Raw genomic sequence first — 13,547 nt, forward strand, 5'->3', positions numbered from 1 at the left:
ACAGTTGTTTTGCTCCCGGATCAAACTCATTTTGCCGATCGCCTCAACGCCTTCGTGACAAGTCTTGTCCCGGCGCTATGCCCCGGTTTCCAGGTAGGCGCTGGGCGGTTGCCCCGCTACCCGGCGGAACATGGTGGAAAAGGCGGCGGGGCTGTCATAGCCGAAATCGAGGGCGATTCGCGTCACCGCCTCGCCTGCGGCCAGTCGGGTCAAGGCCCTGACCACGCAGGCGCGCTGGCGCCACTGGACGAAACTCATGCCGGTCTGCTCGCGGAACAGGCGGTTGAAGGTGCGCAGGCTGATATGCAGCCGTTGCGCCCATTGCTCGGGAGACTGGTGGGCATCGGGTTGTTGCAGGAAGGCCTGGCACAGGGTGAGCAGGCGTGGCATTTCGGGCAGGGGAATGTGCAGGGGCAGACGGGTGGTACGGCTCAGTTCATGCAGCAACAGACTGACCAGCACGCCGTCGCGTCCGTTCTCGTCGTACGCCAGCGGCAGATCCACCGCCTCCATCAGCAACTGGCGCATCAGTGGCGACACGCTGATCACCTGGCACTCATCGCCCAGGGCCGGCATGGCCGCCGGCTCGATGTACAGGCTGCGGGTACTGACCCCGAGCATCAGCACCTCATGGGCCACCCGCGGTGGAATCCATACCGCGCGCTGTGGCGGCACCACCCAGCGGCCATTCGTGGTGCTGACCTGCATCGCCCCGGTGGCGCCATACAACAGTTGCGCGCGACGATGGCTGTGGCTCGGTAACAGGTGGCCCTGGGGGTAATCGGTGCCGATCGCCACCACGGCGCGTGGGGTGTGATCCAGCAGATCGATCGAAGTGTTACGCATGGTGTCGGCGTCCGCGGGTTGGCGTGAATGCAAACAGTATTGGCTGACTTGCTAAAGCCGGCCAAGCCCTGGCGCTCTATCGTCGAGGTCTTCTGCTAACGGAGAACCCTTCAATGTTTTATCTATGGCTGGCTGTGTTCGGCTGCATGAGCGGGATCAGTGCGGTGCTGTTCGGTTTTGGTGGCGGCTTTGTGGTGGTGCCGCTGCTGTATCGCATGTTGCTGAGCAGCCATGGCGCTGACGATGCCGTCGCCCAGTCGGCCATGCATATAGCAGTCGCCACCTCGACCTGCGTGATGATCGTCAACGCGCTGATGGCCACCGGCAAACACCGCCGCGCGGGCAACCTGATACGACACTATCTGTGGCCGCTGGGTGGCTACATCGGGCTGGGAGCGATAGCGGGGGCGGTCCTGGCAATGGCGGTGAGTGGTGAGGCGATGCGCTATGCCTTTATCGCCTACCTGGCGCTGACCATTGCCGATTGCCTGATGCGTCGTGGCTTTCTTGAACAGGGCGACACCCGTGCGCCGCGCTGCCTGGGGCGACTGGAAAACACCGGAGGCCTGGGCATCGGGGCCATTGCTACCTTCCTGGGTGTCGGCGGCAGTGTGATGACCGTGCCCCTGCTGCGCCGCTGTGGCTTGAGCATGACCCAGGCCACCTCCATGGCCAACCCGCTGAGCGTGCCGGTAGCCCTGGCCGGGACCTTGACCTATATGGCCATGGCCGGCTTCAGCCGCTTCGATCTGGGCCCCTGGTTTATCGGCTATATCGACCTGCTGGCCTTTGCCGTGCTGACCCTCGGCTCATTGCTGGGCATGCGCCTGGCCTCACCGTGGATCGGGCGCATTCCCGACCAGTTGCATGCGCGGGTGTATATCGGCCTGCTGGTGCTGGTAATGCTCGGCATGCTGGTCCGCTAAGGGTTAGCCCAGTGCCAACCCCGGCGCTTCACGAATGATGAAGTGGTCGAGGTTCTCGATGTTGGCGCTGAATACCCCGAACGTCTGTTCGGGGTGTTTTTTGCTTGACACCTGTTTCAGCTCCGGGGTCACGCCATAAAAGAAGCAATACAGCTCTTGTTCGCTGTCGATCGCATGCTTGATCTCTTCGAGGAAGGCTTTGCGCTTGCGGTAGCTCTCGATCAGTTTTTTGCTCAGATAGACATTGACCGAGTAGGGCTTCTTTTTCGCCTCGTCCGCCTGTTTGAACCAGACCTTCTGTTCGAAGTCGATGCGAAAGCTCTGGGTGTAGTCCTTGATTTCCTTGATCTTGCCCCAGTAGATCAACCCCTTGTTGTCCAGCAGGTATTCGATCTTCTTGAAGAACGAGGCATAGGACGCCGTGTGTTCGCCAATCTTCAGCGGCATGCGCTTGAGCAACTCCTTGTCGTCGATATTCGACACAAAACACTCCACCGGATGAGCGAAGACACTGGTCTTGTCTGGGGGGCCGGCCTGAGCCGGGGCCGGCGTGCGCGGGCTGGAGGAGGGGGCTGGCGCGGCAGTTCCTGGCGTATCGCCATCCGCTGCGGGGCTGGCGGGCTTGCGCACATATTCGCGGCGGGCCAGCAGCAATTCCGATGGGAAATGCTCCTCCCGATCATCCTCGTCCGGCGTACCCTCCACCCCGGCTGCCAGCGTCCTGCTGGTGCCATACGGGCAGCCGTCGATATGCCGGGTGCCAGGCAGGTTCTTGAAATGCGGGGTGCGGATGTAATTGACGTTCTTGGCATTGAAGGTCCCCAACTGATTGTCAGCGGCAAAGGCGGCGCGACAGGCATCGTTGGGGCACTGGAACTGTTCCTTGGCCGAGTCGAAGGCCATGGTCTCGTCGAAATTCAGATCGCGCACGTCATAGATCGACAGCTTGTCGTCGAGGCTGATGCAGTAGGCGGTGTCGAATTTCATGGGGGCTCGGGTCCTTGAGTGAAGAAGGCTATTAATAGCGGGTGGCGCAGGGCAGTGCACTGATCTTTTCAAGCATGGGCGCTGATCTCGGCATAACCTTGTAGGTAGCACGTTCCACTCATCACCGGAAAAGGCTCAGGTTCATGTCTGACGGTAATCGCATCAATATCGGCTCCATTGGCGATGCCAACCACATCAACATTGCCCAGAATCAGGCGCCCGAGCGCACCAGCATTCAGTTCGTCATCGACCCCAGGAGCGTCGAGCGGGTGAACCGGGGCAGCGTCATCAAAGGCGCGGTGGCGTTTTTTCTATCGCTGCCGGCGCTGGCGCTTTCGGTCATGTCGATCCTGGCCGACGCGTTGGGCATCCTTTCCTACTTCAATGTGGAATCGCGGATCCTGGCCTACCTCATCATGGCCGCCGCCATGGGCGGGGTGATGCTGTGCAACGGCAAGCGCAAGATGGCCACCGCCAGCATTGCGCCCGACCAGGCCCGATTCATCGATGGGCGTTGGGTCGAACGTGATGAAAGTGGCGATTACCTGCTGTATCGCAATACCGCGCCCTGCAATTACGAAAACTGCCACGGTACCGTGCGTATCCAGACGCCACCGCCGCGCGAACAGCATAACCACGATCTGATCGGCGTCTGCGATATCGGAGGCAAGCAACACACCTATCGTGTCGACTTCAATGGCGTCGGCGAACGGCAGCATTTCGACTGGCGTCCACTTGAACAGAACAAGCCATGACCCCGTTCCAACCACTCCCTTGGTAGGGCGAGCGTGCTCGCGAAAAATCCCCTGTCAGGACCCATCAAACTGACAGCCTTCCTGAGTCTTTCCAGGTCATCGCGGCTGCATGAGGGGCACGAAATTTCCTACAGTTCTAATTTACAAAACTCTCACCATATAGAGACGAGTCCTACGCGTTAAAGCTTGTAAAAACAAAAGCTTAGGTGCCTTGATCAGTCCTGGCAGAGAACGTCACAGCTTTGGCAAGGAGGGACAAGTAAGCCTCGAACAAATGGCCGATAAGAAGGCGCCGGCCTCATGAATGAAGGCCCGGTGGGAACCAGCCAGACGGCTTTTCCCCTCACAATAACGAGGACCTTCATATGCCTGTTGTTGCGCGTTCATTGTTGTTTTGTCTGGCCCTGTCCGGCACGGGGACCGTCCTGGCGGAGCAGGCAGCCTTGCCTTATCTGCCGGCCAATCAGTTCCGGCTGGCTGACTACCTGCCACCGCCTCCAACTGTTGATTCATCGTTGCAACAAAGCGATTTAACAGCCGTGCTGGCGGCCCAGGCAGCACGCAGTAGCGCTCAGATGAGCCGGGTCCAGCAGGATGATGAATGGGAAGACAGCGTGTTCCACTTCGCCAGGGAATCCCTCGGCGCCGGTTTCAGCATTGAGCGCCTGCCCCTGACCCGGGCCTTCTTCCGGCGGGCCCAGGAAGACCTGGTGCAATTCCTGATGCCGGCCAAGCACAGCTATGGTCGGCCGCGTCCTTACGAAGCCTCGGCACTGGTGAAGCCGGTACTGCCGCCACCGGAGGGCGATTCCTACCCCAGCGGTCATTCGATGAACGGCTATCTCAATGCCACCTTGCTGAGCATGGCGCTGCCGGAGAAACGCAGCGAGTTGTTCAGCCGCGCACAGATCAATGCCGACAGCCGGGTCATCGCCGGCGTGCATTTTCCCAGCGACCTGGAGGGCGGAAAGATCAGTGCCGCGGTATTGGCGGCCCGGCTGCTGGACGATCCCCGCGCGGCGGCGGATTTCGAGGCGGTGAAACAGGAGATCCGTGGTGCCTTGGCCTCCGCCGATTGAGTTCCGGGTTGGATGATTTGCCTGGAGTCGGGGATACCGGGTCCCAATAAAAAAGCCCTGAGCAAGTCAGGGCTTTTTGATCTTTCGTTGTGCCGATTCAGATCGAAATCGAGATCGGCACAGGGCTGGAGCTTGGAATCAATCCCAGCTCAGCGCGCCGCCAGTCTGATACTCGATCACGCGAGTCTCGAAGAAGTTCTTCTCTTTCTTCAAGTCCATGATTTCGCTCATCCATGGGAACGGGTTGGTGGTGCCTGGGTATTCTTCTTTCAGGCCGATCTGCGACAGACGACGGTTGGCGATGAACTTGAGGTAGTCCTCCATCATCGCCGCGTTCATGCCCAGTACGCCGCGCGGCATGGTGTCGCGAGCGTATTCGATTTCCAGTTGGGTGCCCTGGAGGATCATCTGGGTGGCTTCTTCCTTCATCTCGGCATCCCACAGGTGCGGGTTTTCGATCTTGATCTGGTTGATCACGTCGATACCGAAGTTCAGGTGCATGGATTCGTCGCGCAGGATGTACTGGAACTGCTCGGCGACGCCGGTCATTTTGTTGCGGCGACCCATGGACAGGATCTGGGTGAAGCCGCAGTAGAAGAAGATGCCTTCCAGAACGCAGTAGTAGGCGATCAGGTTGCGCAGCAGTTCCTTGTCGGTGTCGACGGTGCCGGTTTCGAACTTCGGATCGGAGATCGAACGGGTGTACTTCAGGCCCCAGGCCGCTTTCTTGGCGACCGATGGAATCTCGTGGTACATGTTGAAGATCTCGCCTTCATCCATGGCCAGGGATTCGATGCAGTACTGGTAGGCGTGGGTGTGGATCGCCTCTTCGAACGCCTGGCGCAGGATGTACTGGCGGCATTCCGGGTTGGTGATCAGGCGGTACACGGCCAGCACCAGGTTGTTGGCAACCAGAGAGTCGGCGGTGGAGAAGAAGCCCAGGTTGCGCATCACGATGCGGCGCTCGTCGTCGGTCAGGCCTTCCGGGTTTTTCCAGAGGGCGATGTCGGCGGTCATGTTGACTTCTTGCGGCATCCAGTGGTTTGCGCAACCGTCCAGGTACTTCTGCCAGGCCCAGTCGTATTTGAATGGCACGAGCTGGTTGAGGTCGGCGCGGCAGTTGATCATGCGCTTTTCATCGACGGCGACACGGGCGGAAGCACCTTCCAACTCGGCCAGGCCTTCGGCGATGTCGAGCTGGTCCAGAGAGGCCTTGGCACGGGCAACGGCAGCGGAATCACTGGCGGTTACGGCGCGGGCTTCGAGAGCGGCGGCACCGCCGGCGCTGTCGAGTTTGTCCATGGCAGCTTCGGCAGCGTGGCCGGCGTTGGCGCCTTTAACGGCGACTTCGCCTTCTTCTTTGTCGAATTCGTCCCAGCTCAGCATGACGTGTCGTCTCCTGCGTGAGGGCCAGATGCCCGTGTGAAAACTGATGGTTGGCTTTTCACACGGCCGAACTGGCCGCGTTGGATCTTAAGGAATCGTTTGTTGCAGCAGCTAACGCAGGCAATAAACAAAAATATGTACGGGAGTTCCGAGGCGGTTATGGGCACAGAGGACCGAGTCGACTCCTGCGCGGGCTTCGGATTGGCTGTTTATCCCTGTAAGGGAATATTGCAGGCCCGTTTTAAGGCCGCATTATAGGGATTTTTTTGCCGCTGTGGTGCGACGAAGTGGCTCACGATTCGGTCGGCGAGGGGCGTGATCGCGGCGGAGCGAGGGTTTACAAGGCTTTGGCCGGCAAAGATTTTTTTTCACCCGGTTTCGCGGGTTTTTGCCGCCTGGAAACGATCCGAGACCTCGGCTTTTTCGTGCAATGCTCTACAAGCCCCGTAGTACATGGCTTACAGAGAAGGTCGTGGGCTTTGGTAGACAGGATTGTGTTCAATCCATGGTGCAAATTGTCATTCGGATAATTTGCTCAAAAAATAAGCAAAAAAACGCTTTTGCCACTACATCTTGTGTTGGGTGGTCAATTTTTGACCTTTGAAACACTACTTCCCGGGTTGCCACTCGAGGTCGTTCTTGATGCTCGAGAAGGCATTTTCGGACCATCATCAAGCCCCTTGGGGCAATACGGAAACGCTCCCTGCAAGGTGGCTCGACAGATGAAAAAGGGGAGTGCGAAAGCCGTGGTCGCACTGCATTGGGCGATGGCTTGCAACCAGTCTGGATTCAGTTGTGCGTCTGGCCATCTTTGCCGCAAGAAAGATCTCTTGCGGCCGGCAATTGTTAGAACTTGAAGAGCAACTTGAGTATCAGCCGTTAGAGCAGCCGTTACCCATGACGTGGTATTGCAGGATATGTCGCAGGCCTTTCGAATCTTCATATTCCATACGCGCAGGTACAACTTCGCATACATTTGGAACTTCGCTCATGGATATAACTTTGGCGATGTCCAGGTCGGACGAGTAAGAGTATTCCTCTACGGCTGGTTGCTGGCTTGCGACATCAGTCGGGATCTCGTCGGCCATTGCTGTAACGCAAAGACTGCTGAGGGCCAGAACTAATAAAGCTTTCATTTTGATTTCACCTTTCTAAGGTCGTGTAGGGTCACGCAGCCTTTGTGGGGCTGCGTGTGGAACTTGAGTAGAAGTCTGGATTAACTGCCTTCGTGGGGGCTGTAACTTGGTTAATCACATTGCCTTGTTGGCGAGGTTGATTTTAGGCGCCTGAGTAGGCGCTATACAGGCGTGCTTTTGATAAACACTATTGACGGTTTTTGTAACAATCCCGGTAAAAACGACCCCCAGTGACCTGGCAGCGGTCTTCTACTTGCCGCAGAAACTGCCGCAAGTCCCGTAATAGAGGGGGTAAAGCACTTTCCAGAGGGATCGGCTGGGGGTTGTTACTACCATCGTCGAATGGTTCTATAGGCCCGCCCCGGCTACAACGGGGTCATACAACAACAACTATGTCACCGAGGTAAGAAAGATGAGTGCGGCTTCTCTGTATCCCGTTCGTCCCGAGGTTGCGGCCAACACGCTGACTGACGAGGCGACCTACAAGGCCATGTACCAGCAGTCGGTCGTCAACCCGGACGGCTTCTGGCGCGAGCAAGCCAAGCGCCTCGACTGGATCAAGCCTTTCACCACGGTGAAGCAGACCTCCTTCGACGATCACCATGTCGATATCAAATGGTTTGCCGACGGCACCCTCAACGTTTCCTACAACTGCCTGGATCGCCATCTGGCCGAGCGCGGCGATCAGATCGCGATCATCTGGGAAGGCGACGATCCTTCCGAAAGCCGCAACATCACCTACCGCGAACTGCACGAACAAGTCTGCAAGTTCGCCAACGCCCTGCGTGGCCAGGACGTGCACCGCGGCGACGTGGTGACTATCTATATGCCGATGATTCCCGAAGCCGTGGTCGCCATGCTGGCCTGTACCCGGGTCGGCGCGATTCATTCGGTGGTGTTCGGTGGCTTCTCGCCGGAAGCGCTGGCCGGGCGGATCATCGACTGCAAATCCAAGGTGGTGATCACCGCCGACGAAGGCATCCGCGCGGGCAAGAAGATTCCGCTCAAGGCCAATGTCGACGATGCGCTGACCAACCCGGAAACCAGCAGCATCCAGAAGGTCATCGTGTGCAAGCGCACCAATGGCCAGATCAAGTGGAACCAGCATCGCGACATCTGGTACGAAGACTTGATGAAAGTGGCCGGTACCGTCTGCGCGCCAAAAGAAATGGGTGCCGAGGAAGCGCTGTTCATCCTTTATACCTCCGGCTCCACCGGTAAGCCCAAAGGCGTGCAGCACACCACTGGCGGCTACCTGTTGTACGCGGCCCTGACCCATGAGCGCGTATTCGATTACCGTCCGGGGGAAATCTACTGGTGCACCGCCGACGTCGGCTGGGTCACCGGGCACACTTATATCGTCTATGGCCCGCTGGCCAATGGCGCGACCACCGTGCTGTTCGAAGGCGTGCCGAACTACCCGGACGTGACCCGCGTGGCGAAGATCGTCGACAAGCACAAGGTCAATATCCTCTACACCGCGCCGACCGCGATCCGCGCCATGATGGCCTCGGGTAACGCCGCCTGCGCAGGCGCCGATGGCAGCAGCCTGCGCCTGCTGGGTTCGGTGGGTGAGCCGATCAACCCGGAAGCCTGGGACTGGTACTACAAGAACGTCGGTCAATCCCGTTGCCCGATCGTCGATACCTGGTGGCAGACCGAGACCGGCGCCACCCTGATGAGCCCGCTGCCGGGCGCCCATGCCCTCAAGCCGGGTTCGGCGGCGCGTCCGTTCTTTGGCGTGGTGCCGGCGCTGGTGGACAACCTGGGCAACATTATCGAGGGCGCCGCCGAAGGCAACCTGGTGATCCTCGATTCGTGGCCAGGCCAGGCGCGTACCCTGTATGGCGACCACGATCGTTTCGTCGATACCTACTTCAAGACGTTCCGTGGCATGTACTTCACCGGTGACGGTGCCCGTCGCGATGAAGACGGTTATTGGTGGATCACCGGGCGTGTGGACGATGTGCTCAACGTCTCCGGCCACCGCATGGGGACTGCCGAGATCGAAAGCGCGATGGTCGCTCACCCGAAAGTCGCCGAAGCGGCGGTGGTCGGTGTGCCCCATGACATCAAGGGCCAGGGCATCTATGTCTACGTCACCCTCAACGGTGGCGAAGAACCGAGCGAAGCATTGCGCCTGGAGCTGAAGAACTGGGTGCGCAAGGAGATCGGTCCGATCGCCTCGCCGGATGTCATCCAGTGGGCGCCAGGCCTGCCGAAGACCCGTTCCGGGAAGATCATGCGCCGTATCCTGCGCAAGATCGCCACGGCGGAGTACGACAGCCTGGGGGATATCTCTACCCTGGCTGACCCGGGCGTGGTGCAGCATCTGGTCGATACCCACAAGACCATGAACGTCGCCTGAGACGGACCTGTGTCAGCGAAAGCCCCGCCCGGCCTTGCGCCGGGCGGGGCTTTTTTGTGAACGCTATCGGGGGCTTCTGTAGCCGCTGCCGAAGGCTGCGATCGGCTCCGAAGGAGACGCGCTCTTGAAGGCCCTGAAAGGCCCTTCGGGCCTTATCGCAGCCTGCGGCAGCGGCTACAGGCAGCGGTTTTTCGATCGAATAAATATCGGTATGTCCATCAGGCGTATCTGAATGTTACCGGCGGGAGGGAATGTGTAACCCGCTGCCCGGATTCGGGGCAATGAGAAACGCCAAGCCCTGTTTCAGGGCCTTTGCGGGGTCGGTAAAAAATAAGTCATAACGCTGCGCTTGCCGGAATAGAAGGCTTTGCGAATAATAGGCCCGCAATTTGCAACACAGATTGGTTTACCGTCTTTTGCTCTTGCATAAATCTGAAGAGCTGTCAATGTGCTCGGCCTGGTTTCTCAGTGCTTCTGTAATTTGTTGTCGCATTGAGGAAATATCGGCTTCGGGCCTGTCGTTAGAATGCCGATCACTCGCTCGTCGTTGCCTGCCCGGGAACCCGCATGGGGTTCGTGGCCAGGTCCTCAAGGACGCAGCACCGCTATCAGGTTCCACCCATTCGCATATTGGGCTGTCGCTCACTCTGCCGTTTTCGCCCTTTACCGATGGAGTCCTAAGATGAAGAAACTCGTGCTTCTTGGCGCCCTGGCACTGTCCTCCGTACTTTCCCTGCCGACGTTCGCCGATGAAAAGCCTCTGAAAATTGGTATCGAAGCGGCTTACCCTCCATTCGCCTCCAAGGCTCCGGACGGCAGCATCGTCGGTTTCGACTACGACATCGGCAACGCCCTGTGCGAAGAAATGAAGGTCAAGTGCGTGTGGGTCGAGCAGGAGTTCGACGGCCTGATCCCCGCACTCAAGGTACGCAAGATCGATGCGATCCTGTCGTCCATGTCGATCACCGACGACCGCAAGAAGTCCGTGGACTTCACCGGCAAGTACTACAACACCCCTGCGCGCCTGGTCATGAAGGCCGGTACCCAGGTCAGCGATGGCCTGACCGAGCTCAAGGGCAAGAACATCGGCGTGCAGCGCGGTTCGATCCACGAGCGTTTCGCCCGTGAAGTGCTGGCTCCGCTGGGTGCCGAGATCAAGCCATATGGCTCGCAGAACGAGATCTACCTGGACGTGGCGGCCGGTCGCCTCGACGGCACCGTGGCAGACGCTACCCTGCTGAATGACGGCTTCCTGAAAACCGACGCCGGCAAAGGCTTCGCGTTCGTCGGCCCGGCGTTCACCGACAGCAAATACTTCGGCGACGGCGTGGGTATCGCCGTACGCAAAGGCGATGCGCTGAAAGACAAGATCACCGGTGCGATCGCCGCCATTCGCGAGAACGGCAAGTACAAGCAAATCCAGGACAAGTACTTCGACTTCGACATTTACGGCCAGTAAATCGTCGAATCAGCAAGTCCGAGATGGCGCAAGCAGCAGAATCTCTGAAGTTTGCGCCATTTTTTCATCCCAATTTTCGAGGACCTGAATCATGTTGAAAGGCTACGGGGCTGTCATCCTCGATGGCGCTTGGCTGACGCTTCAGCTTGCCTTGTCGTCCATGGCCCTGGCCATCGTTCTGGGTCTGATCGGGGTCGCGCTGCGTCTCTCGCCGGTGCGCTGGCTGGCGTGGCTGGGCGACCTGTATTCCACGGTGATCCGCGGGATTCCCGACCTGGTGCTGATCCTGCTGATCTTCTACGGCGGCCAGGACCTGCTCAACCGTGTCGCGCCAATGCTGGGTTACGACGACTACATCGACCTGAACCCGCTGGCTGCCGGTATCGGCACCCTGGGCTTCATCTTCGGTGCCTACCTGTCGGAAACCTTCCGCGGCGCCTTCATGGCGATCCCCAAGGGGCAGGCGGAAGCGGGCATGGCCTATGGCATGAACAGCTTCCAGGTGTTCTTCCGGGTGCTGGTGCCGCAGATGATCCGTCTGGCGATTCCGGGTTTTACCAACAACTGGCTGGTACTGACCAAGGCCACCGCGCTGATTTCGGTGGTGGGCCTGCAAGACATGATGTTCAAGGCCAAGCAGGCGGCTGATGCCACCCGCGAGCCTTTCACCTTCTTCCTCGCGGTGGCGGCGATGTACCTGGTGATCACCAGTGTCTCGTTGCTGGCATTGCGTCACCTTGAGAAGCGCTACTCGGTAGGCGTAAGGGCGGCTGATCTATGATCTTCGACTACAACGTCATCTATGAGGCCTTGCCGCTGTATTTCAGCGGCTTGCTGACCACCCTGAAACTCTTGGCCCTGTCGCTGTTCTTCGGCCTGCTGGCGGCGTTGCCCCTGGGGTTGATGCGGGTGTCCAAGCAGCCGATCGTCAACCTCAGCGCCTGGCTCTACACCTATGTGATCCGCGGCACGCCGATGCTGGTGCAACTGTTCCTGATTTACTACGGCCTGGCGCAGTTCGACGTGGTGCGTCAGAGCTTCCTCTGGCCTTGGCTGTCCAGTGCGACCTTCTGTGCCTGCCTGGCATTTGCCATCAACACCAGCGCCTACACCGCCGAAATCATCGCCGGCAGCCTCAAGGCCACGCCGAACGGCGAGATCGAAGCGGCCAAGGCCATGGGCATGTCGCGCTACAAAATGTATGCCCGCATCCTGCTGCCGTCGGCCTTGCGCCGGGCACTGCCGCAGTACAGCAACGAAGTGATCATGATGCTGCAGACCACCAGCCTGGCCTCCATCGTGACCCTGATCGACATCACCGGTGCGGCCCGTACGGTCAACGCGCAGTACTACCTGCCGTTCGAGGCCTACATCACCGCCGGCGTGTTCTACCTGTGCCTGACCTTTATCCTGGTGCGCCTTTTCAAGCTGGCCGAAGGCCGCTGGCTGCGTTACCTGGCGCCGCGGAAGCACTGATATGGAACGCATTGACCATCCATTACCGTGGAGCCACCTGGGCAGCGAACGGCAGATCTCGGTGTTCCGTTTCGGCCATGGTGAGCGCAAGGCCTATATCCAGGCCAGCCTGCATGCGGACGAACTGCCCGGGATGCGCACCGCCTGGGAGCTGAAAAAGCGCCTGGCCGAACTGGAGGCCCAGGGTGCGCTGAACGGTGTGATCGAGCTGGTGCCGGTGGCCAACCCGATGGGCCTGGGCCAGCTGTTGCAGGGCAATCACCAGGGGCGGTTCGAGGCCGGTAGTGGCAAGAACTTCAATCGGGATTTCGTTGAGCTGAGTGTGCCGGTCGCGGCCCGCCTGGAAGGGTGCCTGGGAGATGATCCGCACGCCAATATCCAGGTGATTCGCCAGGCCATGAATGATGTGCTGGCCGAACTGCCGGCGCCATCGAGCCAGCTGCAAGGCATGCAGCGCATCCTCCTGAGCCATGCCTGCACCGCAGATGTGGTGCTGGACCTGCACTGCGATGCGGAGGCGGCGCTGCATATGTACGCCTTGCCGCAGCATTGGCCGCAGTGGCGTTCGTTGGCGGCCCATCTGAATGTGCGGGTCGGCCTGCTGGCGGAAGACTCCGGCGGCAGCTCGTTCGACGAGGCCTGTTCGCTGCCCTGGCTGCGCCTGTCGCGCCAGTTCCCGCAGGCGCAGATTCCGCTGGCCTGCCTGGCGACCACCCTCGAACTGGGCGGTCAGGCCGACACCGGTCGCCCGCAAGCCGAGGCGCACGCCGAAGGCATCCTGGCGTTCCTCGCCGAGCAGGGGCTGATCGCGGGCGAATGGCCGGCGCCGCAGCATGAAGCGTGTGAGGCCATGCCTTTCGAAGGCACCGAATTGTTGTTTGCGCCGCATCCCGGCGTGGTGAGTTTTCTGCGTCCGGCCGGTAGCTGGGTGGAGAAGGGCGAGCCGATTTTTGAAGTGATTGATCCCTTATCCGATCGGGTCAGCACCCTGTGTGCTGGCACCAGCGGCGTGTTGTTCGCCGTTGAGCGGCTGCGTTACGCCCAACCCGGTTTCTGGCTGGCCAAGGTGGCGGGGCGCGAAGCGCTGCGGCACGGGCGCTTGCTCAACGACTGACTGCTTTTGTGAGAA

General features: G+C 59.6%; 12 protein-coding genes. 8 read left to right on the forward strand and 4 right to left on the reverse strand.

Annotated elements, in window-relative coordinates:
• Positions 1–75 precede the first annotated feature (75 nt).
• Positions 76–846: a helix-turn-helix transcriptional regulator gene (locus CRO75_RS06800; protein WP_009045170.1), complete on the reverse strand. Its 771-nt coding sequence runs from the start codon at positions 844–846 to the stop codon at positions 76–78.
• A 113-nt stretch (positions 847–959) separates the two neighbouring features.
• Between CRO75_RS06800 and CRO75_RS06805 the strand changes: the two genes are divergently transcribed.
• Positions 960–1,772 carry a sulfite exporter TauE/SafE family protein gene (locus tag CRO75_RS06805; protein WP_097134818.1) on the forward strand — a complete coding sequence of 271 codons (813 nt, stop codon included), beginning with the start codon at positions 960–962 and terminating at the stop codon, positions 1,770–1,772.
• Positions 1,773–1,775: 3 nt separating this feature from the next.
• Here CRO75_RS06805 and CRO75_RS06810 read toward each other — a convergent pair whose 3' ends face one another.
• Positions 1,776–2,759, reverse strand: a complete 984-nt coding sequence (locus CRO75_RS06810; RefSeq protein ID WP_097134819.1) for a hypothetical protein — start codon at positions 2,757–2,759, stop codon at positions 1,776–1,778.
• A gap of 143 nt (positions 2,760–2,902) precedes the next feature.
• On the opposite strand from CRO75_RS06810, the gene CRO75_RS06815 reads away from it, so the two are divergent.
• Positions 2,903–3,514, forward strand: coding sequence for a phage holin family protein (locus tag CRO75_RS06815; protein ID WP_097134820.1), 612 nt, complete (start codon positions 2,903–2,905; stop codon positions 3,512–3,514).
• Positions 3,515–3,879: 365 nt separating this feature from the next.
• On the forward strand, positions 3,880–4,593 hold the full coding sequence (locus CRO75_RS06820) for a phosphatase PAP2 family protein (RefSeq protein WP_097134821.1): 714 nt from the start codon (positions 3,880–3,882) through the stop codon (positions 4,591–4,593).
• Between the two features lie 138 nt (positions 4,594–4,731).
• Here CRO75_RS06820 and CRO75_RS06825 read toward each other — a convergent pair whose 3' ends face one another.
• Both CRO75_RS06825 and CRO75_RS06830 read right to left on the reverse strand, forming a co-directional pair.
• The gene (locus tag CRO75_RS06825; protein ID WP_007925192.1) at positions 4,732–5,979 is read right to left on the reverse strand and encodes a ribonucleotide-diphosphate reductase subunit beta; all 1,248 of its coding nucleotides are present in this window, start codon (positions 5,977–5,979) and stop codon (positions 4,732–4,734) included.
• 872 nt (positions 5,980–6,851) lie between these two features.
• Positions 6,852–7,115, reverse strand: a complete 264-nt coding sequence (locus tag CRO75_RS06830) for a DUF2790 domain-containing protein (RefSeq protein ID WP_009045165.1) — start codon at positions 7,113–7,115, stop codon at positions 6,852–6,854.
• Positions 7,116–7,527: 412 nt separating this feature from the next.
• Between CRO75_RS06830 and acs the strand changes: the two genes are divergently transcribed.
• The 5 genes from acs to CRO75_RS06855 all read left to right on the forward strand — a co-directional run bounded on the left by acs (position 7,528) and on the right by CRO75_RS06855 (position 13,532).
• Positions 7,528–9,483 carry an acetate--CoA ligase gene (acs, locus tag CRO75_RS06835; RefSeq protein ID WP_097134822.1) on the forward strand — a complete coding sequence of 652 codons (1,956 nt, stop codon included), beginning with the start codon at positions 7,528–7,530 and terminating at the stop codon, positions 9,481–9,483.
• Between the two features lie 682 nt (positions 9,484–10,165).
• Complete coding sequence (locus tag CRO75_RS06840) at positions 10,166–10,942, forward strand: ABC transporter substrate-binding protein (protein WP_007921537.1); 777 nt, start codon at positions 10,166–10,168, stop codon at positions 10,940–10,942.
• A gap of 91 nt (positions 10,943–11,033) precedes the next feature.
• The gene (locus CRO75_RS06845) at positions 11,034–11,723 is read left to right on the forward strand and encodes an ABC transporter permease (protein ID WP_007921541.1); all 690 of its coding nucleotides are present in this window, start codon (positions 11,034–11,036) and stop codon (positions 11,721–11,723) included.
• Positions 11,720–12,418 (forward strand): ABC transporter permease, encoded by a 699-nt coding sequence (locus CRO75_RS06850; protein WP_007921542.1) that lies wholly within the window; start codon positions 11,720–11,722, stop codon positions 12,416–12,418. The genes CRO75_RS06845 and CRO75_RS06850 overlap by 4 nt, the downstream gene beginning before the upstream one ends.
• A 1-nt stretch (position 12,419) precedes the next feature.
• Positions 12,420–13,532 (forward strand): succinylglutamate desuccinylase/aspartoacylase family protein, encoded by a 1,113-nt coding sequence (locus CRO75_RS06855; protein WP_097134823.1) that lies wholly within the window; start codon positions 12,420–12,422, stop codon positions 13,530–13,532.
• The last annotated feature ends 15 nt before the right edge of the window (positions 13,533–13,547 follow it).

This window comes from Pseudomonas sp. LAMO17WK12:I10, assembly GCF_900215185.1.
Classification (GTDB): domain Bacteria; phylum Pseudomonadota; class Gammaproteobacteria; order Pseudomonadales; family Pseudomonadaceae; genus Aquipseudomonas; species Aquipseudomonas chlororaphis.

Excerpts from the sequence above, each read along its gene's own strand:
- CRO75_RS06840 (WP_007921537.1), top strand. The coding sequence starts at position 10,166 with ATGAAGAAACTCGTGCTTCTTGGCGCCCTGGCACTGTCCTCCGTACTT.
- CRO75_RS06855 (WP_097134823.1), top strand. The coding sequence starts at position 12,420 with ATGGAACGCATTGACCATCCATTACCGTGGAGCCACCTGGGCAGCGAA.
- CRO75_RS06815 (WP_097134820.1), top strand. The coding sequence starts at position 2,903 with ATGTCTGACGGTAATCGCATCAATATCGGCTCCATTGGCGATGCCAAC.
- CRO75_RS06850 (WP_007921542.1), top strand. The coding sequence starts at position 11,720 with ATGATCTTCGACTACAACGTCATCTATGAGGCCTTGCCGCTGTATTTC.
- CRO75_RS06825 (WP_007925192.1), bottom strand. The coding sequence starts at position 5,979 with ATGCTGAGCTGGGACGAATTCGACAAAGAAGAAGGCGAAGTCGCCGTT.
- acs (WP_097134822.1), top strand. The coding sequence starts at position 7,528 with ATGAGTGCGGCTTCTCTGTATCCCGTTCGTCCCGAGGTTGCGGCCAAC.
- CRO75_RS06800 (WP_009045170.1), bottom strand. The coding sequence starts at position 846 with ATGCGTAACACTTCGATCGATCTGCTGGATCACACCCCACGCGCCGTG.
- CRO75_RS06820 (WP_097134821.1), top strand. The coding sequence starts at position 3,880 with ATGCCTGTTGTTGCGCGTTCATTGTTGTTTTGTCTGGCCCTGTCCGGC.
- CRO75_RS06845 (WP_007921541.1), top strand. The coding sequence starts at position 11,034 with ATGTTGAAAGGCTACGGGGCTGTCATCCTCGATGGCGCTTGGCTGACG.
- CRO75_RS06805 (WP_097134818.1), top strand. The coding sequence starts at position 960 with ATGTTTTATCTATGGCTGGCTGTGTTCGGCTGCATGAGCGGGATCAGT.
- CRO75_RS06830 (WP_009045165.1), bottom strand. The coding sequence starts at position 7,115 with ATGAAAGCTTTATTAGTTCTGGCCCTCAGCAGTCTTTGCGTTACAGCA.
- CRO75_RS06810 (WP_097134819.1), bottom strand. The coding sequence starts at position 2,759 with ATGAAATTCGACACCGCCTACTGCATCAGCCTCGACGACAAGCTGTCG.